The organism is Lactococcus sp. S47 (genome assembly GCF_016517475.1).
GTDB classification, from domain to species: domain Bacteria; phylum Bacillota; class Bacilli; order Lactobacillales; family Streptococcaceae; genus Lactococcus; species Lactococcus lactis.
Map to the genome: position 1 here is coordinate 117071 of NZ_JACVUB010000004.1, position 23687 is coordinate 140757.

Below are 23687 nucleotides of genomic sequence, written 5' to 3' on the forward strand. Positions count from 1 at the left end.
GTCTGCTGTTTTTTTTCTGGTCTGTGGTATAATACTAATAAGACTGGTAAAGTGATAGAAGACAAATTATAGAAAAGAGAAAACAAAATGAAATATGAGGATATAAACGAAAATACTATAAAAATCACCTTGTCTTTTGATGATTTGACAGATTATGATATCAAATTATCAGACTTTTTCGGAAATCAAGAAGTCATTGAACAATTTTTCTATGAATTGGTTGATGAGCTTGGTTTAGAAAATCGCTTTGGAAATGTGGGAATGTTAACTTTCCAAATCCAACCTTTTCCTCAAGGTGTTCATATGATTGTTCATGAAGAAGCGATGCTAGGTGAAGGTGGAGAAATTCCAGATGACCCAGAAGAGTTTGAAGAATTGATGACTGGTTTTTATAATAAATTAAATGAAATAGGGGCAGATATGGCGCGCGAGCGAGGAATTACTGATTTTAAACCTGGGCTTGGTTTACCAGGAACAAAAAAAGACGAAGCTGAACAAGAGCCAGATTTTATTTATTACTCTATTCGTTATGAAGATATTATGTCTGTCTTAACAGGAATAAAAAATGTGAAGTTTGCTGATGAAGAATCAGAGTTTTATCGTTATGATGGCAATTTTTATCTTGTTGTTTTGGATAATCAAAAAGAAAAAGGCAAGATGCATGTTGAAAGTACCCGTTCACGAATGATGGAATATGGGGAAGCAACAAAAATGAGTCGAGAATTTTTGCAGGAGTATGGTGAATGTCTTATCGCGACACGTGCTTTAGATGTTCTTAGAAAAATCTAAATATGGTTGATACATTAAAAGAAATCCCCTTTGCACTTAAGTTTCTAATTGTTATTATTATCACTTTTGGTATCTCTGTGATTTTAACGCCAATTATGACTTTTGTGTCCAAAGCAATTGGTGCGGTGGACAAGCCTAACGAGCGTCGTGTGAATAAAAAACCAATGCCCTCTGCTGGAGGTCTGGTCATTTTCATTGCTTTTGCGATTGCGACCTTGTTTATTCTGCCACATATTGTTCATAATCAGCCTCCCATTCATTCGCAACCTCCAGTACATGGCGCAAGTCATCAGCCAATTCAGCTAGTCAGCTATTTTAGCTACATTTGGCCCTTTATTGTTGGTGCTGGAATTGTTGTTTTGACTGGTTTGATTGATGATATAAAAGAAATTTCACCTAAAATGAAACTTTTAGGATTGACAGTTGCGGCGAGTTTTATCTGGTTCTTTACCAACGCCCGCTTTGATAATTTAAAAATTCCTTTCGGGGGACCTTTACTAATCTTTCCTGCTTGGTTATCCTTTATTTTTACCGTTTTTTGGATACTTGCGATTACTAATGCAATAAATTTAATTGACGGATTGGACGGACTAGCAAGTGGAGTATCAATTATTTCACTGACAACAATGGGAATTGTTTCTTACTTTTTCTTACCAAGTCCAAATGTATTTTTACCGATTACCATTTTTATAATGGTGGCTGCAATTATGGGATTCTTTCCTTATAATTATCATCCAGCGATTATTTATCTGGGAGATACGGGAGCCCTATTCCTTGGTTTTATCATCTCGGTTGCTTCTTTGCAAGGATTAAAGAATGCAACGGCTGTAGCCGTTTTGACTCCTTTACTAATTTTAGGAGTACCAATTACGGATACAATTATGGCAATGGTTCGTCGGAAACTTAATCGTCAATCGATTGCAACGGCTGATAAACGACATCTTCACCATCGCCTAATGGCACTTGGTTTTACTCATCGTGGAGCTGTTCTAGTCATTTATGGAATTGCATCAATATTTGCATTTATCTCCATTCTTTTGCAATTTTCAAGTCGTATCGGTGGGATTCTCTTAGTGATTGCTTGTCTCTTTGGATTGGAAATATTTATTGAACTTGTTGGAATTCTAGGCGAAAATCGGCAGCCAGTCTTAAAAGCACTGAAATTTGTTGGAAATTCTAGTTATCGTGATAAAGTTCTCCATTCTGATGAAGATGCAGATATAGATGAAAATGAAGAAGATATTGAAAATCATTCAATGATAGATGAGGAAATTGATGAACCAACACAAGAATTCCCAATTCAAAATTATCGTAGAAGTCGAAATAAAAAATAAGAAAAACCTCTAATTTTAGAGGTTTTTTGATATATAAAAATGCCTGTTGTCATTTATTATTTATATTGCGATTAATAAAAATAATGTATGCGAAAATAACAAATTTTGTCAATTTTTTGTTAGAATAGAGACTATAAATGTCAAATACAATTGACAATTCAAAGGAGCGAAAAAATGGCTACACTTGAAATTAAAAATCTTCATGTGGCGATTGAAGATAAAGAGATTCTCAAAGGGGTCAATCTAGTCATCAACACCAATGAAATCCATGCGATTATGGGACCTAATGGGACTGGTAAATCAACATTATCTGCTGCAATTATGGGAAATCCTAATTATAGCGTGACACAAGGAGAAGTTCTTTTTGACGGTCAAAACGTTTTAGAAATGAGCGTTGATGAAAGAGCTCGTCTTGGACTTTTCCTTGCCATGCAATATCCATCTGAAATTCCAGGAATTACGAATGCAGAATTTTTGCGAGCAGCAATGAATGCTAAACGTGCTGAGGATGACAAAGTTTCTGTTATGGAATTTATCAAAAAATTGGATAAAAATATGGAAGTTTTGAGCATGAAAGAAGAAATGGCTGAGCGCTATCTCAATGAAGGCTTTTCTGGTGGTGAAAAGAAACGTAATGAAATCCTTCAACTTTTGATGTTAGAACCAACTTTTGCCATTCTTGATGAAATTGACTCAGGACTTGATATTGATGCTTTAAAAGTTGTTGCTAAAGGTGTTAATTCAATGCGTGGTGAGAAATTTGGGGCATTGATTATTACCCACTATCAACGTTTGCTTGATTATATTACACCAGATGTTGTCCACATTATGATGGATGGTCGTGTTGTGAAAACAGGTGGCGCAGAACTAGCTAAACGTCTAGAAACTGAAGGATATGTCAATATCGCTGAGGAACTTGGATTAGAATATAAAGAAGAAGTTTAAGGAAAGGAGATAGTAAGTTATTTTTGCTTACTGACAGAGCTGTCAGTAAGTCTAAAGTTCATTAATTTACTGACAGAATGTTTTGTCTGCAATTAGTGAACTCAGTTAAGAAAATGCAAACTTGCTAATATTAATTATGAATCAAGAAATCTTAAACTTTTCACAAATGCATGCTGAACCAGCTTGGTTATCAGATTTACGTCAAAAAGCTGCACTTGAATTTGAAAATCTAGAATTACCTAATATTGAACGAGTAAAAATTAATCGTTGGGGCTTAGACCATTTAACAATTTCTGAAAACGAAGAAATTGGATCTGTTCCTACTTTTACGGAAATTCCAAATCATCCTTTGCTTGTTCAAGTCGGAAGTCAAACAGTTATGGAACAAATGACACCAAATTTGGCTGAACAAGGCGTAATTTTCACAGATTTCAATTCAGCTTTAACCGAAATTCCCGAACTACTTGAGGAAAATTTTGGTTCTGTGGTTCCATTTAATGAAAGTCGTTTAACAGCAGCAAATACTGCGACATTTAATTCTGGATTAGTTCTTTATGTTCCAGATGGTGTGGAAGTTCTTGAACCCATTGAATCAATTTTGATGCAAGAGGGTTCATCAGAAGTTCCTTTTAATAAACGAATTTTAATTATCGTTGGAAAAAATGCCAAAGTTGACTACCTTGAACGTTTGGAAACAAGTGGCGAGCAAAGCTCAAAGGTAAAAGCAAATATTGTCGTTGAAGTAATTGCAAAAGCAGGGGCTCAAGTCAAATTTGCAGCCATTGACCGTTTAGGAGAAAATGTTACAGCTTCAGTTGTTCGTCGCGGATTGATTGGTGATAATGCAACAGTTGACTGGTCCGTTGGTGTCATGAATGACGGAAATGTTGTTGCTGACTTTGATAGTGACCTCAAAGGGAATGGTTCTCATTCACAAATTAAAGTGGTTGGGATTTCAACAGGTCATCAAACGCAAGGAATTGATACAAGAGTGACTAATTTTGGTCTAAATTCGGTTGGTCATATCTTGCAAAATGGTGTAATTCTTGATAAAGGAACTTTGACATTTAATGCCATTGGTCATATTATCAAAGGGGCGAAAAATGCGGATGCCCAACAATCTTCTCATGTTTTAATGCTTTCTGATAAAGGACGAGGAGATGCAAATCCAATTCTCTTGATTGATGAAAATGAAGTAACTGCGGGTCACGCAGCTTCTGTTGGTCAGGTAGATGAGGAAGATTTATTCTATCTTCAATCTCGTGGACTTGACGAAGAAACTGCTAAACGACTTGTTATTCGAGGATTTCTCGGTTCAGTTGTCAGTGAAATTCCTGTCAAATCAGTCCAAGCAGAATTTATTGAAACTATTGAAAGAAAGCTGGGCATGTAATGCTTGAAGGCATCAAAAAAGATTTTCCAGTATTGAATCAAATTGTTAATGATGAACCTTTGGTCTATTTGGACAATGCGGCAACGACTCAAAAACCTTTGAAGGTTTTGGCTGCGATAAAAGATTATTATGAAAATGATAATGCTAATGTCCACCGTGGTGTTCATACTTTGGCAGAACGAGCAACTGAAAAATACGAAGCGGCGCGTGAAAAAGTCCGTCAGTTTATCAATGCTAAATCAACAAAAGAGGTTTTGTTTACTAGAGGAACAACGACTTCAATCAACTGGGTTGCTCAATTTGCTGGGCAAATCTTAAAAACAGGGGATGAAATTGTCATTTCGATTATGGAACACCATTCTAATATTGTTCCCTGGCAAGAGGTTGCTAAGAAAACCGGAGTAATCTTAAAGTTTGTCTATCTTAAAGATGGTCAGCTAGATATGGATGATTTACGTAAAAAAATCACTAATCAAACTAAATTTGTATCGATTGCTCATGTTTCTAATGTATTAGGGACAATTAATCCAGTAGAAGAAATTACCAAAATTGCTCATGAACACGGTGCTTACATGGTGGTTGATGGTGCACAATCTACACCACATATGGCGATTGACCTTCAAAAAATGGATGTCGATTTCTTTGCTTTCTCAGGTCATAAAATGATGGGACCAACCGGAATTGGCGTTCTTTATGGCAAAGAAGAACTTCTAAATCAATTTGAACCTGTCGAATTTGGGGGAGAAATGATTGATTTTGTTTATGAAAGTCATTCAACATGGACAGAACTTCCTTGGAAATTTGAAGCTGGCACACCTAATATTGCGGGTGCTATTGCTTTAGGAGCTGCGATTGATTATATTCAAGAGCTTGGAATTGACCAAATTCATCAGCACGAAATTGAATTGATTGATTACCTAATGCCAAAACTTCAAGAAATTGAAGGCTTAAAGATTTATGGACCGAAAGATAATGTAAAAAGAGGCGGTCTAATTGCTTTTAATATTGAAGGACTTCATCCACATGACGTCGCAACTGCCCTTGATATGGAGGGGGTAGCTGTAAGAGCTGGTCACCATTGTGCTCAACCTTTATTGAATTATCTCGAAACTCCGGCAACTGCTAGAGCAAGCTTTTATCTTTATAATACAAAAGCAGATTGTGATAAATTAGTTGAAGCACTTAAAAAAACAAAGGAGTTTTTCAACCTTGATTAATATGCTTAATTGGGTCGCCTCCCTCCCACTTTGGTTGGCAACCACATTTCTATTTGTTGTTGTTTTCTTTAGAGCTCAATGTACTTTTTGGTTAGGAAAATTGAGTTATCATGGAATTTTGAAAACGAAGTGGGGCAAAAAACTTGAGAAAAATTCAGAGACTTCCGCTGGAATTTTAGCCATTCAAAAAATGGGTTGGCCAATTATTCCTCTGTCTTTTTTAACGGTCGGTTTTCAAACTGCTGTTCAATTTGGCGCTGGCCTAACAAATTGGTCTTGGTATAAATACACATTGGCTGCGATTCCAGGTTACTTAGCTTGGGGATTTATCTATGCCTCAGGAGGACTAAGCCTATTTCGTTCACTCGTTCAGGGTTCGATTGGCTTACTCATTCTATTTATCATCATCATTTTAGCTGTGGTAATTGCAGCAAACCTCGTCCTTCGTTATATTCGTAAAAATGGAATAAAAACGGATGATTAGAGAAAAAGAATAATCAAAAAGTTACTGACAGAAATTTTATAAGTCATTAAAGAAGGCTGTCAGTAACTTTTAGAATTTATTTTTATCAATATTAAAATAAAGAAAGTGTGAAAATGTGGCTTTATCTAAATTAGATAATCTATATCGTGCAGTAATTCTTGACCACTCATCAAATCCACGTCATGCTGGAGAATTACAGACAGGATGTATGGTTGACCTCAACAATCCAACCTGTGGTGATGTGATTCGCCTGACTGTTGAATTTGAAAATGATGTCATTTCAAACATTGCTTTTAGCGGTCATGGCTGCACAATCTCAACAGCTTCAGCTTCAATGATGACCGTTGCTGTTCTTGGAAAAACAAAAGAAGAAGCAAAAGAGTTGGCAACTATTTTTTCAGCAATGGTGACCGGTGAAACTGACGAACGACAAGAAAAACTTGGAGATGCTCAGTTTCTTGCAGGGGTTAGTAAATTTCCAGCTCGAGTAAAATGCTCCACTCTGGCTTGGAATGCCCTAAAAAAAGCCATTGATGTTGGTGAAGCACAAGAAACAGTAATTCATGGCGAATAGCTAAAAATTACTGACAGATTTTTTATCAGCAAATAAAAACTCGTCAGTAAAACTGATGAGCTTGTCAGTAGCGGCTCAAAAAAGCTTTTTATCAATGGATAAAGGACTTGTTAGTAAGGCTGACAAGTCTGTCAGTAAAAAGCGATTGAATTGAGCTTTTTATCAATGGATGAAGGATTTGTCAGCAAAGCTGACAAGTCTGTCAGTAATAAATATGCCAAAGAGGAAGAAAAATGACAGAAAATAGTACACAAGAAGTCGTCAAAGACCTCGAAGAATATAAATTTGGATTTCACGATAATGCAGAACTTGAATTCACAACAGGTTTAGGTTTGACCGAAGAAGTTATTCGCGAAATTTCTGAAACAAAAAATGAACCTGAGTGGATGTTAGAGTTTCGTCTGAAATCTTTTGAAGCTTTTAAAAAATTGGACATGCCAAAATGGGGCCCAGATCTTTCTGGTATTGATTTTAATGATATTGTTTATTATCAAAAACCATCAGCAAAAGCTGCGCGTTCTTGGGAAGACGTTCCTCAAGAAATCAAAGACACTTTTGAAAAAATTGGTATTCCAGAAGCGGAACGTTCATATTTGGCAGGAGCTTCTGCTCAATATGAATCAGAAGTTGTTTATCATAATATGAAAGATGAATTTGAAAAATTAGGAATTATTTTCACTGACACTGATTCAGGATTACGTGACTATCCAGAAATTTTCAAAAAATATTTCAGCAAACTCGTTCCACCAACGGATAACAAATTGGCAGCCTTAAATTCTGCCGTTTGGTCTGGTGGGTCATTTGTCTATGTTCCTAAAGGAGTCAAATGTGAGATTCCGATTCAAGCCTATTTCCGTATTAACAACGAAAAATCAGGACAGTTTGAGCGGACATTGATTATTGTTGAAGAAGGGGCATCTATTCAGTACGTTGAAGGATGTACTGCACCAACTTACTCCGCAAGTTCACTTCATGCAGCAGTGGTTGAAATCTTTGTTGAAGAGGGTGGTTATATGCGCTACTCTACTATTCAAAACTGGTCAGATAACGTCTATAATCTGGTTACCAAACGTGCTGCTGCAGAAAAAAATGCGACGGTTGAATGGATTGACGGAAACTTAGGGTCAAAAGTATCCATGAAATACCCAGCCGTTCATTTGAATGGACCAGGAGCGCGTGGAACAATGCTCTCAATCGCTTTTGCTGGAGCAAACCAAAATCAAGATACAGGTGCTAAAATGATTCATAACGCACCAAATACTTCAAGTTCAATCATTTCTAAGTCTATTGCCAAAAATGGTGGAGCAGTCAATTACCGTGGACAAGTTACTTTTGGAAAAAATTCTAAAAAATCTGCTTCTCATATTGAATGTGACACAATTTTAATGGATGATTTATCAAAATCAGATACCGTACCATTCAATGAAATTCATAATTCACAAGTTGCCTTGGAACACGAGGCGAAGGTGTCAAAAATTTCAGAAGAACAACTCTATTATTTGATGAGTCGTGGACTCACAGAAAAAGAAGCAACTGACATGATTGTCATGGGCTTCATTGAACCCTTTACCAAAGAATTGCCAATGGAATACGCTGTTGAATTAAATCGCTTGATTTCTTATTCAATGGAGGGTTCTATTGGGTAAGTTTCTCTAAAACTTTAGGAAAAGTCGAAATAAAAACGTTTCTGAATAAAGAAACGTTTTTTTGTTTATTAATGAGCATGAGAGCTCAATAAAATCGGGTAGAATAGGGCAAAATATTAGGTTTGTGAATACAAAGAAAAAAGCAAGTAATCAAAATGAAATTATTCTTTTGTTTTAATACTTATATTTTTCAATTATAGGTCAATTGAATTATTGACATAACAAAATCGTTGTGATAAAATATATTTGTAAAAAGTTAAGGTCTATATATTATAAAATTAAGGTAATAAGTTTCATTAATTACATATATATTAAAAATTTAAGGAGATTTAAAATGGGAGCTATTTCTGTAACGCCAGCTGAGCTAAAACAACAAGCACAAGTTTACATTCAATCTAAAGAGCAAATTGAACAAGCGATTCAACGTGTGAATTCTATGAATTCAACAATCGCTGAAGAGTGGAAAGGTCAAGCATTCCAAGCATACTTAGAACAATACAATCAATTAGAACAAAATGTTCGAAAATTTGAAGAATTGCTTGAAAGTATCAATCAACAGTTGAATAAATACGCAGATACTGTTGAAGAACGCGATGCACAAGATGCTCAAAGTTTTGGATTTTAATGATGAGCACCCTCTGCGGTGCTCTTTTATTTTGAGACTTTCTAAGGGTGAAGCGGAGAAATACAAGGAGTATAAGGAATCATAAGCCTTATTTTATGGAGATTAAATGAAAAAACAAAAAGTATTTTTTATTTTCAGTGGACTATTATTTCTATTTTATAGTCCTTTTGCTGTTTCTGCCGATAGTGACGGAAGCTTGCAACTTAATTCTGATATGATTACCACTCAGTCAGGAGCCGGTTCAAGCACTTCTGATTTCGCAATACGCTCTCAACTTTTCTCAAAAGATTTAGATAAAAAAGCACAAGAAAAAGTAAAAAGTGGCGAGGAAGCAACTAAACACATTGACGAAATAGATTTCAACAAAGAAAGTCAAAATAAATTATATAAGGCAAATTATCAAAGCCTTAAAACAGAATTATTTAAAAATTACAGTCAAACAAATGTTGCGTCAAATGATTCAAAGGAAACTTCCAAAAATAATGGAATGCTCATTCTTTTAATTATGGCACTACCATTAATGATTTTAACTGGAGTTGTTGCTAGAAGTTTGACACGTAGGAAGAGAAGGAAATAATGAAAGACCACATTGAAATTAGTTTGGAGTGGCTAGGAAAACAAGTGGATTTAGCTGTTCCCTCAAATGTTACATCAACACGTTTGATTGAATTATTAGCACAAGCCTTTAAAGTTAATGGGCAAAACTTGCCCGAACACTGGAATTTTATTGTTAAAGGAAAATCAGTTGCACTAGGGAGTGGATTGACTTTGAAAGAATTAGGGCTGGGAAATGGCGATATTTTACAGCTCATTGTAGGAGAAAAAGATGAAATTATTTGATGGACAGAACACCCTCACAGCTGAGAGAAAAGACGAACAATTTATTGTCTATTTAACAGGAACACAAGTCAATCAGCAAGAACTAGAATTTATCAAAAGTAAGACAAATCTTGTGAGTTCAGAAGATGAAGAGTATGCTTTTAAAATTTCTTATCCTTTATCAAATAAAGAAAAAAGTTTGAAATCGCTGATGCTTGAAATGAAATCAGAGCTTGAACGATTAGAATTAGTCTTAAAACTCAAAACTTTAAGCACTAAAAATTCAGGTTATAAAGTCCCTTTTGTTCATCCAGAAAATATCTTTTTCATTGATGGCGACCTGGCTTTTATTCATATTGGAATAAGAGATGGAATTGCTCCAATGAACATTGATGATACTCTTGCTCTTTCTCAATATAAAGCATTAACTTTAGCAATCTTGAATCCTAAAATATCATATGATAATTTCGTCAATGGCGAAATGAGCCTAAGAGATAAATTTAGTCAAGCGCTCTCTAATTGTGATTCTTTTGAAGAGGTCCTACATTTAGTAGAAACAAAGCTGACTAAAGAAAGACAAAAAGAAGAAGCAGCCTTAGTTAAAGTTTCTAAAGGCCGTTACAGATTTTTTAAATATGCTGGTTCAGTGGCAGTAGTAGCTGCAATTGCTATGGGAGTTTTGACAATTATTGACCAAAAAACAACTATTCCTAAACAAAAAGCGATTATGACTGCGCAAGCAGATTTCATTACTAGCCACTATGACAAAACTTTGGATGACTTGAAGTCTTATCAACCCAAACAACTTTCTAAGGATGCTCGTTTTGTTTTAGCTTCTTCATCAATTAATTTAGCAAATTTGAGTCAAACCCAAAAGGCGGCCGTTTTAAATAATATTTCATCCACAACGGATGATAATACTTTGAATTATTGGATTTATCAGGGACGTGGTGAATTTGAAAAAGCGCTAAACTTAGCCAAAAATATTGGAGATGACCAATTAACCTTGCTTGCTTATACAGATTTGTACCAAGCTACAAAATTGAATACTTCAATGAATGGTGATGAGAAACAGAAGAAACTTGAAGAATATAACAAACAAATTCAAGAGCTAAGTAAGAGTTTAGGAAAATAATATGAAAGAACTATTTGAATTAGAAAATTCCCAAAATGAGAATCAAAATTTCCTCTATGAAGTGCGCCACCCTGAAGAAATTCTCTATGTTATTTTCATTTTAAAAGACCAGTTAGAACGTGTAACTCTAACCGAATCACAAATGACTAGCGCTTATGAAAACTTGATGTTTGGGATTGTAAATGATCATGTTTTAGTAAATGGTGGCAGAGTTTCCACAGGGAAAAATGAAATTGATGGAATAACTTTTCTTGTTTTAGCGGCCCAAGATTTACATACTCACTTCTTAGTTTTGGATAATCAAGAACTAGTCATTAACAATAAAAATGAACATCGTGCAATTCAAACATTGGATGATTCTCTTGTAATTATTGATAACGAAGACGAAAATCATCCAAAAGCCCTTATCAAACCTCTTGGTGATTTTGCTTATTATAATAATGAAAGATTGACTCAGAGCGGTAGTCGAGAAATAAAAGTTGGAGATACTATTCTCACGCCTGATCTTATGGTGGAAAGACGTTCTGAACAATGGAAAGTGACCGCTTTTTCACAAGAAATTATTTTTAATCCCGAATTTTTCTTAGAACAACATCGTAAACTCGAAAAACCACAAGATTTTCCAGAGTATCGTCGTTCACCACGTTTAAATTTAGAAATTCCTGAAGAAAAATTTAAGTATGAAAAGATTGAAGATAAAGAACAAGCACCTAAAGGTGGATTATTAAAAGCAGTTTTGCCACCAGTGGGAATGTTGGCTGCTGGTAGTATCACTACTCTTATGTCTGGCCGTAATCCATTGATGATGATGGCAACCGCTCTTGCCAGTTTGATGACAGTAACCTTTACAGTTACACAATATCGGACCGAGAAAAAAGACCGTTTAGAAAGAGAAAGTCATCGGGAAGAAGACTACCAAGCTTATCTTGCCAAAACAACCTCTAAAATAGGTCAAGCTCATCGCCAAGAAAATGAAATTATTCATTATCAACAACCCTCTCCTCAAGAATTATTGGAGATGATTGAAAAATATGATTCTCGTCTTTATGAACGAATGGTTAATAATAAAGATTTTCTACAAGTTTCATTAGGAACTGGAACTCAACCCTCAGGATTGAAAGTTGAAACAGACTATACTTCGCGTGATGAAGATGAATGGGCAACCCACGTTAAAGCTTTAGTTGAGAAATACAGCCAACAGGAAGATGTTCCTGTCGCTTTGGATTTAAGAAATCAAACCCTAGGTTTAATCGGAAATTATGATGTTTTAAAAAATACGATTTCCAATCTCTATCTGCAAATGGCTTTCTTCCAATCTTATCGTGACCTCAATTTCATTACTCTAGTTCCTGAAAAATCTTACGCAAAAGATTGGCAACAATGGCGTTTCCTTCCACATTTTAAAGTACAAGGGATTAATACACGTGGAATTGTACACAATGCAAAATCACGAGATATTATTCTATCAAGTTTTTATCAAATTATTAACTCAAGAAAACAAGAATTAAATGCGGCTGGTCGTGAAAAACCAACTTTCCTCCCTCATTTCGTCTTTACAATATTTGATGATTCTTATCTTGCAGGTCATGGACTTAATGAATTCCTCGCTGAGGATATGTCTGATTTGGGTGTGACAGTAATTTGGGCTAAAGAGGATAAAAAACTATTACCTGAAACCATCACAGCTCTTGTTGAGGTCAAAAATCAACAAGCAGGTGTTTTGATTCAAGATAATGGACTTCATTTAGACAAAGTATATAAACCCTATCCTCAACTTGAAAGTAAAGAAAACTTTGAAGTCGTTCTTCGTCAAATGTCCAGTTTAGAGCATATGGAAGTAGAAAAAAATGCCATTCCTGAGCGCTTAAGTTTGCTTGAACAATATCTTGTCGAAACGGTTGAAGATTTAAATATCTCTGAGCGTTGGGCACAAGCGGAACCAAGTAAATCAATTGCATCTATGATAGGATGGAAAGGGAAAAAAGAATTCGCCTTTTGGGACTTACATGAGCAAGTGCATGGTCCACATGCGATTGTTGGGGGAACTTCTGGTTCTGGTAAATCTGAATTCTTAACAACTTTCTTAATGGGGCTTGCCATTAACTTTTCACCAGAAGACATCGGAATGTTGATTATCGACTGGAAAGGGGGAGGAATTGCGGATACTCTAGCTGACCTTCCTCATTTCATGGGTTCAATCACGAACTTAGACGGTGCCGGAACAGCAAGAGCCTTAGCCTCTATCAATGCCGAACTCAAAAAACGTCAACGTGAATTTAGAGAGTACGGAGTAAGTAATATTGCTGGCTATACCAAACTCTATCGTGAACGTAACAATCCACGCGAGGGTGTGAATTATCCACACAAACCACTGCCACACTTGATGCTTGTTTCCGACGAATTTGCGGAATTGAAAGAAAATGTTCCAGAATTCCTAGATGAATTGACCTCAGTTGCACGTATTGGACGTTCTCTTGGAGTTCACTTGATTCTTGCAACTCAAAAACCGGATGGTGTCGTCAATGACCAAATTGACGCCAATGCCAAATCTAAAGTTGCCCTCAAAATGTCAGACGAGGCCAATTCTAAAGCCTTGATTAAAACAGGCGATGCTGCTCACATTACTAATGCGGGGCGTGGTTATCTTCGAGTGGGGGAAAGTGAAGTTTATGAACTCTTCCAATCAGGTTATGGTGGTGTAGACTACAACCCTCATGCAACAACAGAAGAAATCAAAGATGAACGGATCTACCGCGTCAATGAATCTGGACAATGGGAATTGCTTTATGACCCACGTGAAGACCTTATTGACCAAGGAGCGGTCAAAGAAGATTTACCGACACAATTAGAAGCAACCATTGATGAAATCGTCAAAAACTTTGAGCATTCAAGTTATACGAAACCTGATAAACCATGGTTACCAAACCTTGGTGAAGCCATTATCACAACAAAACCAAAAGCTAAGAAAAAACGAAATCTTTCCATTCCTTTGGGATTATTGGATATTCCAAGTATGCAAGAACAAAAAGAGTATTTCTATGACCTAGAAAAGAGTTCTCATACGGTTATTTTCGCTAGTCCTGGATTTGGTAAATCGGTTACTCTTCAAACAACGGTGATGAACTTGGCTCGGCAAAACACACCTGAACAAGTACAATTCAATTTATTTGATTTCGGAACAAATGGCCTCTTACCACTTAAAAATCTCCCTCATGTCGCAGATATTGTAACTTTAGAAGAAAATGAAAAGTTACAAAAAATGCTCCATCGTTTAGAACAAAATTTAGCAGAACGTAAAGCACTCTTCAAAAAAGAAGGAGTGGCAAATCTCAATCAATATCAAGCTAAAGCAAAACGAGAACTTCCAATTCTTGTAAATGTTCTTGATTCATATGATGGATTGAGCCAAAACGACAATCGAAAAGACAATATTGACAATCTGTTGATGAAAGTCTTGCGTGAAGGTGCCGCCGTCGGAATTTATTTGGTTATTACTGCTGGACGTTACAATGCTATTCGTATGAATATGATGGCAAATATCCAAACTAAAATGGCGCTCTTTCTTAATGAAGATGGTGATTTAAGTAATTTATTTGGACGTGATAAGCTTGAGCAAGTAGAGCTTCCAGGACGTGCTCAAATTAAATTAGACCAACCACTTGCCCTCCAAATTTACTTGCCAGTAAAAGGGGAAAGCGAAGTAGAAGTTTTAGCTGCACTTGAGCAAGAAATCACAGCAATGAACAACTCTTGGACTGGAAGTTTGCCAGATGAAATTCCAATGGTGCCAGATGAGCTAACGCCAGAAGCTTATGCAGCTAATATAAATAAAGAAAAAGATTTGATGCCTCTAGGACTTAATAAATTGAGTGCTCAAGCAGAATTCTTTAAACTCTTTAATGCTAAGAGTTTAGGGATCTTCCCAGCTTCAGCTAAACAGTTTAAGCAAGTAATGCCTTTCTTAATGGAGCAACTCTTTGAATCTATTGAAAATGCGGAAGTAATATTAATCGATGCCTCAAAAAATATGGAGCAATATGCTTCAAAAGCATCAGTTTATATTTCAAAAGCATCAATTATTGAGCAAAATATGAATCTCCAAAAGGCCATTCAAGCATGGTTAAGTGAGGAATCAGATACACCACGTGTGTTAATTATGAATGGTTTGGCTGACCTAGTAACACAGCTTAATATTCAACAAGCTCAACTAATTTCTTTATTAACTCAGAATAATCCAAACAAACAGTTAATCGTTATGGACTACTTCACACGTGTAGGAAATAGTTTCAATATGCCTACAACAGTTGTTCGAGAAAATGCTTATCAAATTCTGTTTGGTGGAGATTTAAATGCTCAGCATTTCATTGAGACTCTTTCTCCAGAAACCAAAAAAGAAACCTTCAATAAAAATGTGTTACACATGGTAAAAGATGAAGAATTCTTTAATGTTGTTATCCCTATGGAAAGTGAGGAAGTTTAATTAATATGGCTCAAAAAGATGAGAAACTTCAATTCTTAGGATTAGGTTCAATGGTTGAAATTGACCATATGGACGCCTTAGCTGATACTTTATATACGATTGTGGCTCGAGCGGTAGGTAAAGACGGAGATGGAAAGACAATCTTACGTTACCAAGTTGCCCCTCATCCGCAAGGTGGTTCAGCAAAGCAGGCAGATGATATTATCACATTGGCTGAATCTAGTATTACAAAAGTTGTTCATGAAGGTTATCATGATGAAAAAGATGAGGTCTTTTTATCTAAGATGATAACTGGAATGGAAAATGCAATAAAAAATATGAGTTCAAATCCTAAAAAAGAAAAAACTGTCACTCTGAAGAAAGAACCAGAAAAAATTGAGGTTCCATTACCACCAAAAGTGGAAGATGAAAAGGAGTTACTCAAAAAAGACCCCTTCTACAAATTTAGATCATAAAGGAGATAAAAATGGCAGGAAAAATAAGTTCTGACTTAGGTTCAGCCAATGCAGCAGTTTCACAATTTAAAACAGGAAATTCCTCAAGTCAGCATTTTTCTCTTGGGGAAAGTAATATCACGGGAATGAAAAGTGCCGAAAAAATATCTAATTCGATTATTGGAGATCTATCCAAACTTGAATCGGGTATCAAAAAACAAGCGGATAAATTTCCTAAATTGGCGGAAATTATTGAAGAACGTGATAAGCAGGATGCCGCTGATTTGACGACAATGAACTGGGGATTTTAAGCGATGACTAGAGATAAAAATGCGGATAAGCGTTTAGAGTTCAATCGAAAAATAGCGTCAAAAGAGCAAGAAAGTGATGAGTTACATCTTGAAGAGCGGAAGACTCAAAATCGAATTGAGAATTTTGAAGCTGTGATGATGAAAAGTTTTAGGAATCTTCAAGCAATTGAGGAGGAACTCAACAGAAGAAGTCATATTCAGGCTGCTTACGATGAAACTGCTCAAAAACAAAAATATATGTCAAATGTTATTAGTCAACAAAAAGAGGGATTGAAACAAGTTTACCAGCAAAGAAGTTTGAAACTTGAAGATGAACGCGAACAACTCCAGAAAGAAAGGGATAGTCTATCATGGGATTAATTTATAACCCAACTGACTCGCAAGGTCTAGTGTCTGCACTTAATGCAAATATTAGAACAGCAGATGAAATGATTGAGAGTCTAAATCGAGCTAGCAAGCACTTAATTGATGCATTAGGCAATAAAACATTATCGGGAGCTGCTTTTACCGCGGGTAAGGGTATGTTCTCACAACTTGTTATTCCAACGATATCAAAGGCTTCACAAGCACTTGATAAATTGAAATCCGAAGCTAAACAATATGAAGGCTTTGCCTCGAATGCCGGTGAAGAGCTTTTAGATGAGGATAAACTCAATGAGCAACTTCAAAATCTTCAAACTCAACAAGCAGCTCTCAGTTCACAAATCAGTTTTTATAACCAGCTCGCAGCATCACACTCGGATGATAATGCTTTGAATACCAGTTATTCGGATTTTAGCAGACAACTTTCTTCATTTATGGGGACAACAGCGAGTGATATTCAGAAGATTCAAGATAAACTTAAGAAATTGCATGAGTTTAATACGAGTGTGAGCCCGCTTTTCACAACTTCAGACCAAGATTTTAAAGCAATTTTACAGGGAATATCACTTATTACTAGTGTCACATTTACTAAAGATGGAAAATTTAGCATTGATAAAATTAAAGATGGATATGAGTTGTTAAAGGGAGGTCTTCAATATAGGGATGGCAAACTATTTCTTGGAGGAGAAAAGATAGTTGAAACAGTCAATTCAAATGGAGAAAAAGTACTAAAGTTTGGAAATAAATTTCTCTCAAAATTAGAAAACGGCCACATCTATAAAAATGGTAAAGCTTTTGAAAATTTAACTAAAATTGATTTAGCAAATTATAAACAGTTTGGAAAGACTTTTAAATCTGAATTTAAAACAAGTATTAATATTACCGAAGATTTTAAAGCATGGAAAGGAGCAACTAAGTTTTCTAAACTTGGGAAAGCACTAGGAGGTCTTGGTACAGTATTAACTATAACTGATAATGCTACCGAAGATTTCAAGGGCGGAGTTAATGGTGAATCTGTAAAAAACTTTGTGGTTGATACAACAGTTGATGTAGGGTCTGGTGCAGCATCAACAGCCGCCGGGGCTGCCCTTGGTTCACTCATTCTTCCCCCTCTAGGTACTGTAGTTGGTGCAGGACTTGGTGTTGCTTTTAATTTTGGGTTAAATTATAAATATGGTAATCCACCTAAAAGTACGGTTGATCATATAAAGAGCGGTATTAAAGATGGAATTAATAAGGTAGGGAAACTGTTTTCTCATAAATTTTGGTGATTTTAATGGTAAAAGAAAAAACAATCGAAGAAAAAAATATATATTATTTCCAGTCTCTTGCAAACTCTAGGGCTTCACTAAAACAGCTCAAAATATCAACTGCTGCACTTCTCGTTATGGGAATTATTTTACCAATGTTTTATAACGAAATAGAGATTGGAAGAAAGATATATACTATCCCATTTTATATTTTCATTACTTTAACAATACTATTAGTTTTCATAGCTTTTTCTTCTTTATTTGAAAAAATGCTATATAAGTTTCAGATTTTCTTTTCATATATTTTGACTATATTCATTGGAATACTAATTTCTGGAATAATGGGGTTGGGATATTTTTTGGCAATTGCCAATTATACAGAGGGAGCGGGCTTTATAGCACCAGATAAGTATACAAAACTCATATTCTATATTGGTATTGTATCAATAACTGCATATTTGATTGTAAATATCGTTTTACTTTATTATAGATTAAGGATGGGTTATTCTGATAAACGTATTAACAAAAATTTTTTAGCTGCTTCATTTAGAAAAAAATCAGGGACTATCTGGATAATTTTTGGAGTTGTTATGATTGCTTCTCAAATATTTACACAAGGTAAATATATAATAAATATAATTGGGATAATTTCTCTCACAATTTTGGGACCTGCTTTTTCAAGTCCATTAGTAGAATTTTTTTATCTAGCATATCTTAAAACAAAAAGTGAAAAATATTTTGAAAAACGGCCAAAAATAATTCCTATAAAATTTGACGAAAAGCAAAAATTGAGAAATAGGATAATTATATGGGGATACATAGCATTATCAATATTATATTTTTACTTAATTGATAACATTTACGGTGATCGAACCTATCCAATAATAATTAGAATTTTTGGTTTATTAATTTTAATTAGTTATGTGATTTTACTAAGTGCATGGATTATAAAAAAAATAAAAGAGAGAAAAAATAAATGAAGCTAGAACATAGACTATTAAGTTTGCATAATGTGATTCAATTCTCTACAGATTTGGATAAATCAAAATCGTGGTTTGAACAAATTGATGAAGCAGGAGAATATTTCAAAAAAATATTGATGAGTAATGGTTATTATACAAGTGGTCCTGTTGTCTTTTCATACAATCCAGAAAATGTCGATAGTTCAGTAAATATTATGACAACTATAGGGAATAAAGTTGAGATATTAGAGGATAGTCTGGAACATTTTGGATTTATTGAAAATTTCATATTAGATACGAATTATTGGTATCGTCATTTTGATATTACTGAAGAAATTCCTTACAAGGCTATAGAAGAGCAGATAACTAGTCAAAATAAAAAAATTAATGCTATCTACCATGTCATCCTGAAATTTTATGGTGAAACTATGCTTGATTTATACTATGATGTGGAGGATATTTAATGAAAATTCCATTTCAAAACATTAAGTTAGAAGAAAAAATTGCATTTCAGAATGTGGTAAGTCAGAGAAAAAAATTTCATTATAAAAAAATGGGTGAAGAGTTTCAAAATTTTGTTTCTTCAATTGTTGATTCTGGTTATACATTAAAGGGGCCATATTTTTACAGCTTAAATAATACTCCAATGGATGAAATAGTAGATATTGAAATGTTTTTTCCTATCTACGAAAATATCTTTGATGTTTATAAACTTCCACAATTCAGTTATAATTCATATTTTGAAATTGGGCCTGTATTTAAAAATATTGCTACAGGAAACTTTGAAAAAAATACAGAACAAACGTATGCAGAATTAATTGCAACTTTAGAAATTAATAACTTGGAAATTAATACCCCTTTTTTCCATGTTTTATCTGAAGATGGAGCGAACTACACTTATATTTTCTTAGGATATTCTTCAAACCTTATATTTGAGGAGAATGAGGATGATGCGCAGGATAAAAGTATTAATTTTGGATTTTAATATGCAAATTTATAGCCATAGCAAGAAGAAATTGGTCAACTGTTAGATTAAGAGAGAAATAATGGGGATTTTCCTATAGTTTCGTTATTTTCTTCTAAATGAGTTTAAAAAATAATAATTGGTAGAATTTATTCTACTAATTACTAGTGGTGACTTGAATAGCCATTAGCAGTAATTAGTTGAAATAAAAAGGAAAATTTATGAATAAAAAACTAGAAAAAAAATTTAAGAAAACACGTTGGATTATCATCAGTTTACTTTCGGTAGTGACGATACTCCTTATTGCTGCGGTGGTTTATTTAAGCAGGAGTAATAAAACCCAGAAGACAGTCTCCAAGCCAACCATTGCCCTTGTCAACGAAGATAGCTCTTCAACTTTTAATAAAAAAGATTATCATTTTGGGAAGGACTTTGTTAGCTTAGTCTCAGGTGATACAAAATATAATTGGCAAGTCGTCTCACGTTCTGTCGCTGATCGTGCTTACGCAGATAAATCTGTGGATGCTGTCATTTATATTCCCCAAGCTTTTTCTCATGATATTTTGACTTTACAAGATATTAATCCAATTAAGTCGCAAGTCAACTATAAATTACAAGCGAGTCAGTCCGATTTATCTCAAAATATTCTTAATGATAAAATTACGAGTGTCTTAAAAGACTTTAATCAAAACATTGTTAAAATGTACTACGCTTCTGTGGCAGGGAATATTTCAGAAGCACAGAATAATATGAATGATGTAATTACGAATCAAGATAACGTCTTATCTACTTTATCTCATCAGGTCTATGGTCCTTTTCAATCCACTAACCAAAATTATTCTTCTGTGATTTCTTCTGCCAATGGATTGAAATCAGAAAATAGCGCGTGGATTTCATCTCAAAACAGTTTTACGAAATCAACCCAATCAATGCTTGATTCAACTAGTAAAACCTTCACAGGCCAATTAACAGGGCTACAACAATATTTTAATACTCAAAAACAAATCACTGATGTCAATCTTAAAAATGGAAATCAAGGAATCACTAATCAGTCAGAAGATGATCAAAAAGTGTATTTTAAACAATTTGATGATTCACATACTAATACACTTAATAACTTGTTTAATTTCTATAAAAAAGATGAGACTACTGAATCAGGAGTCCTAACTAATCTGCAAAATCAAGTGAAAGATTATAATACGGTAATTACTGGTGTTCATGATGATATCAGTGGTCAAATTGATAGTCTTACGGCTAACCGAGATCACTTAATTGACTTAGAAAATAAACTTTACACACAATTTTTTGCTAAAACTAGTCCAGGATTGAATAATTCAAATTTTGATGATGAACAGATAGCAAATGATTACCAAAAAGATGATAATGCTAGAGAAGCACTTGCTCAAAAATTAGGAAGCTCATTTGTTCAGACAGATAGCTTTGGTTCAACTGATTATATGAATAAATTGAACTATTCATTATCTAAAATCGCATGGACAAGTCAAGATTATTCATCTTTGTTTACTGCTATGCAAGCAAATGGAATCACTACAGCTAAGTATGAAAATGAACTAGATTTGATTAATCGTTATGGAAGTGTAATCCCTAATTTAAGTCCTGGACAAGCGAAATTTGGAGATGCTCCTGCAGTTGATAGGGATGAACAAAGCTTTACACAAAAATTAACAATAAAAGTACCAAAAGGAGAGAGCTATCGTCTTAAAACAAACTCACCAGCAAATGTTCAAGTGAATTATGATGATCAGTCTTCTAATGCAACAAATGATGGTCAGATCAAAGGTGATGGCACTAGTGGACTTTTACTTTATAATAAAGACCATGAAAAAACTAATTCTGATGGAAGCGTAACAAACGAGCCAAATGATTCTGATTCAACCTTTACCATTTATTATAATGTCTTATTAGATAAAATTTCTAATACCACAGTTGAGTTCTCATGGGGATTAAATGGTGGCGAAAACAATACTTCGGCAACTTATACTCTCTACCCAGCAAATGAAATTTCAGAATATCTAGGAGGAAATAAATTTGGAGAGATTGCTGACTTATTAGGCCAAATTGATGATACTGCTAATCTCATAACTTGGATTTATGGAAAGCCAAGTTATGACTTGTCTGACATGTTAACAAACCTTCCAAATCCTGCTAGTCTTGAGAACTTTAAGAATTTATCCAAAGAGTCTATTTATTATTTATATGGAAATATTGATATTGCTAAACGTAAAGATAAATTAAGCGATGAAGATGTTCAAAACTATAAAGAGAGTGGACATAATAATATTGATGATTTAATTAAATCCATTCAAGACTTGAATGCAAGTATTGGTGTATTAACTAAAAACAGAGATATTTTGGCTAAAAACTTACCAAATGATGTTTTCAATCAAAAAATCAAAGATTTGGAAGATTGGTATTCTACAACGATGACTTCAATTAATCAACAGTATGATTCATGGAAGAAAAACGGAAATCAAAGTTTAGCTTTAAAATCTTGGAAAGAATATAACTCTGATGATACGGCTCTTTATCAAGATACAGCAGCAAGTGATGATTTGTATAAAACTATTTCAGATTTATCAACTTCAACAGCTAAAAGTGCTGACGAAACTTCTAAAAGCGCTCAATTGATTAAAGATAATGGCAATGAGTTTACCCAAATGGTTACAACAACTCAAGAAACAAAAACCTCTGCTGAAAAGTTGTTAAAAAATACTGATAATCTTTTAAATATAGGAAATACGTCACTTAAAGACAGTAAAGATTATAATAAGAATTTCGGTAAGGTATTAGCTAATACTCACAGTCAGGAAGCTGATAAAAATCAATTATTTGATTTCTTTGCACAACCTTTGAGTATCAAAAATCTTACCAGTGCTTTCACTTCAGTCAAGAAAGGATTTGATTGGAGATGGCCACTTCTGTTAATTATTGGAGTGATGATTGGAATACTTGGAACAATGATTTCAAGAATGATATCAAATCGAAAACAGACAAATATCAATAATTGACATAATCAGTTAAAAAAAGATGCTATCTAAAATAATGGATAGCATTTTTTATTTTTGGTTGAAGCCTAAAAATCAATTATTTTTTCATAATTCGTTGAATAATAGTTTCAACAGGCTCAATTTTTTCAAGATAAGCAGAAGAGCTACCAGCCATAAATGCACCATTGATTAAATCACCTTTTTCTACTGCGGCTTTCAATGATTTATTTAAAGGATATTCTGATGAGATATTTAATAGTCTGGTCAGATGGCCATTCTTATCTGAGATTAAACTTGTTCCATTTTCTTCACTTTTGCAGATTAATTCTTGGTAAATTGGTGAAATTTGACATTCTTTTGCCAATAAAAAGGCGGTGCCAACTTGTACTCCATTTGCACCTAAAATATTAGCCAAAGAAGCAGTATGGTGATCATAAATTCCACCAGCAGCGATGAGCGGTAAGGGACAGATTGGAGCAATTTCTTTGAGAAGTGAGGCCAAGTTTTGGCTCCCCACGTGACCTCCTGCTTCATTTCCTTCTACAATGATTCCGAAGATAGGAAGTTTTAACATTTTTAGGGCAATTTCTTTATTGGGAACCACAGGGAAAAGTTTGATATTATTAGCAATTATAGTATCAATAATTTCTTTAGGGCTCCCTGCACCAGTTGTCACTACTGATATTTTTTCTTCACAAATCACTTCTAAAAGTTGCTTGATATTTTTATCGAGTAACATTAAATTAACACCAAAAGGCTGTGAAGTGAGACTTTTTGTTTTTCTTATCATTCTTCTCAGCTCATTTGCTGTCCGTCCGCCGCTACCAATAATTCCCAAAGCTCCATTGTTTGAAACAGTAGCTACTAATTCAGCATTAGAAGCCCAAGCCATTCCACCTTGAAAAAGAGGATATTTTATTCCTAATTCGTGATACCAAGTCATTTAATTCTCTT

At 34.5% G+C, this 23687-nt stretch carries 22 protein-coding genes; 21 read left to right on the forward strand and 1 reads right to left on the reverse strand.

Annotation, left to right across the window (positions count from 1 at the left end; translation table 11 throughout):
- The first annotated feature begins 87 nt into the window (after positions 1 to 87).
- The 21 genes from IAE52_RS05535 (at position 88) to esaA (ending at position 22754) form a co-directional block, all read left to right on the forward strand.
- Positions 88 to 789 carry an adaptor protein MecA gene (locus tag IAE52_RS05535; RefSeq protein ID WP_004255173.1) on the forward strand — a complete coding sequence of 234 codons (702 nt, stop codon included), beginning with the start codon at positions 88 to 90 and terminating at the stop codon, positions 787 to 789.
- Positions 790 to 791: 2 nt separating this feature from the next.
- Complete coding sequence (locus tag IAE52_RS05540) at positions 792 to 2123, forward strand: glycosyltransferase family 4 protein (RefSeq protein WP_021722251.1); 1332 nt, start codon at positions 792 to 794, stop codon at positions 2121 to 2123.
- A gap of 174 nt (positions 2124 to 2297) precedes the next feature.
- Positions 2298 to 3068, forward strand: coding sequence for a Fe-S cluster assembly ATPase SufC (gene sufC, locus IAE52_RS05545; protein WP_004255181.1), 771 nt, complete (start codon positions 2298 to 2300; stop codon positions 3066 to 3068).
- Positions 3069 to 3204: 136 nt separating this feature from the next.
- A complete protein-coding gene (gene sufD, locus IAE52_RS05550) occupies positions 3205 to 4461 on the forward strand; it encodes a Fe-S cluster assembly protein SufD (RefSeq protein WP_017864923.1) in 1257 nt (418 codons plus the stop codon).
- The gene (locus IAE52_RS05555; RefSeq protein WP_109991144.1) at positions 4461 to 5678 is read left to right on the forward strand and encodes a cysteine desulfurase; all 1218 of its coding nucleotides are present in this window, start codon (positions 4461 to 4463) and stop codon (positions 5676 to 5678) included. The genes sufD and IAE52_RS05555 overlap by 1 nt, the downstream gene beginning before the upstream one ends.
- A 1-nt stretch (position 5679) precedes the next feature.
- On the forward strand, positions 5680 to 6162 hold the full coding sequence (locus tag IAE52_RS05560) for a hypothetical protein (protein WP_010906139.1): 483 nt from the start codon (positions 5680 to 5682) through the stop codon (positions 6160 to 6162).
- Positions 6163 to 6277: 115 nt separating this feature from the next.
- On the forward strand, positions 6278 to 6736 hold the full coding sequence (sufU, locus tag IAE52_RS05565; RefSeq protein WP_004255197.1) for a Fe-S cluster assembly sulfur transfer protein SufU: 459 nt from the start codon (positions 6278 to 6280) through the stop codon (positions 6734 to 6736).
- Between the two features lie 233 nt (positions 6737 to 6969).
- A complete protein-coding gene (gene sufB / locus IAE52_RS05570; protein WP_004255207.1) occupies positions 6970 to 8382 on the forward strand; it encodes a Fe-S cluster assembly protein SufB in 1413 nt (470 codons plus the stop codon).
- Between the two features lie 334 nt (positions 8383 to 8716).
- A complete protein-coding gene (locus tag IAE52_RS05575) occupies positions 8717 to 9007 on the forward strand; it encodes a WXG100 family type VII secretion target (protein WP_011835708.1) in 291 nt (96 codons plus the stop codon).
- 106 nt (positions 9008 to 9113) lie between these two features.
- The gene (gene essA / locus IAE52_RS05580) at positions 9114 to 9584 is read left to right on the forward strand and encodes a type VII secretion protein EssA (RefSeq protein WP_058211683.1); all 471 of its coding nucleotides are present in this window, start codon (positions 9114 to 9116) and stop codon (positions 9582 to 9584) included.
- Positions 9584 to 9847 (forward strand): EsaB/YukD family protein, encoded by a 264-nt coding sequence (locus tag IAE52_RS05585; protein ID WP_058211682.1) that lies wholly within the window; start codon positions 9584 to 9586, stop codon positions 9845 to 9847. The genes essA and IAE52_RS05585 overlap by 1 nt, the downstream gene beginning before the upstream one ends.
- The gene (gene essB, locus IAE52_RS05590) at positions 9834 to 10961 is read left to right on the forward strand and encodes a type VII secretion protein EssB (RefSeq protein WP_109991143.1); all 1128 of its coding nucleotides are present in this window, start codon (positions 9834 to 9836) and stop codon (positions 10959 to 10961) included. The genes IAE52_RS05585 and essB overlap by 14 nt, the downstream gene beginning before the upstream one ends.
- A 1-nt stretch (position 10962) precedes the next feature.
- Positions 10963 to 15441, forward strand: a complete 4479-nt coding sequence (essC, locus tag IAE52_RS05595) for a type VII secretion protein EssC (RefSeq protein ID WP_200136732.1) — start codon at positions 10963 to 10965, stop codon at positions 15439 to 15441.
- A 5-nt stretch (positions 15442 to 15446) separates the two neighbouring features.
- Complete coding sequence (locus IAE52_RS05600; RefSeq protein WP_109991141.1) at positions 15447 to 15896, forward strand: DUF4176 domain-containing protein; 450 nt, start codon at positions 15447 to 15449, stop codon at positions 15894 to 15896.
- An 11-nt stretch (positions 15897 to 15907) separates the two neighbouring features.
- Positions 15908 to 16186 carry a hypothetical protein gene (locus IAE52_RS05605; protein WP_109991140.1) on the forward strand — a complete coding sequence of 93 codons (279 nt, stop codon included), beginning with the start codon at positions 15908 to 15910 and terminating at the stop codon, positions 16184 to 16186.
- Between the two features lie 3 nt (positions 16187 to 16189).
- Positions 16190 to 16546 carry a hypothetical protein gene (locus IAE52_RS05610; protein WP_109991139.1) on the forward strand — a complete coding sequence of 119 codons (357 nt, stop codon included), beginning with the start codon at positions 16190 to 16192 and terminating at the stop codon, positions 16544 to 16546.
- Positions 16537 to 17820 carry a T7SS effector LXG polymorphic toxin gene (locus IAE52_RS05615; RefSeq protein WP_109991138.1) on the forward strand — a complete coding sequence of 428 codons (1284 nt, stop codon included), beginning with the start codon at positions 16537 to 16539 and terminating at the stop codon, positions 17818 to 17820. Before IAE52_RS05610 ends, IAE52_RS05615 begins: the two co-directional genes overlap by 10 nt.
- Positions 17821 to 17825: 5 nt before the next feature.
- Positions 17826 to 18779 carry a hypothetical protein gene (locus IAE52_RS05620; protein WP_109991137.1) on the forward strand — a complete coding sequence of 318 codons (954 nt, stop codon included), beginning with the start codon at positions 17826 to 17828 and terminating at the stop codon, positions 18777 to 18779.
- Positions 18776 to 19225 carry a hypothetical protein gene (locus IAE52_RS05625; protein WP_109991136.1) on the forward strand — a complete coding sequence of 150 codons (450 nt, stop codon included), beginning with the start codon at positions 18776 to 18778 and terminating at the stop codon, positions 19223 to 19225. Before IAE52_RS05620 ends, IAE52_RS05625 begins: the two co-directional genes overlap by 4 nt.
- A complete protein-coding gene (locus IAE52_RS05630) occupies positions 19225 to 19746 on the forward strand; it encodes a DUF5085 family protein (RefSeq protein ID WP_109991135.1) in 522 nt (173 codons plus the stop codon). Before IAE52_RS05625 ends, IAE52_RS05630 begins: the two co-directional genes overlap by 1 nt.
- Positions 19747 to 19946: 200 nt before the next feature.
- Positions 19947 to 22754, forward strand: a complete 2808-nt coding sequence (gene esaA / locus IAE52_RS05635; protein ID WP_200136733.1) for a type VII secretion protein EsaA — start codon at positions 19947 to 19949, stop codon at positions 22752 to 22754.
- A gap of 76 nt (positions 22755 to 22830) precedes the next feature.
- Here the strand turns inward: esaA and IAE52_RS05640 are convergent, their stop codons facing one another.
- Entirely contained in the window at positions 22831 to 23676 is an 846-nt protein-coding gene (locus tag IAE52_RS05640; protein ID WP_109991132.1) for a nitronate monooxygenase family protein, read from the reverse strand.
- Positions 23677 to 23687 lie beyond the last annotated feature (11 nt).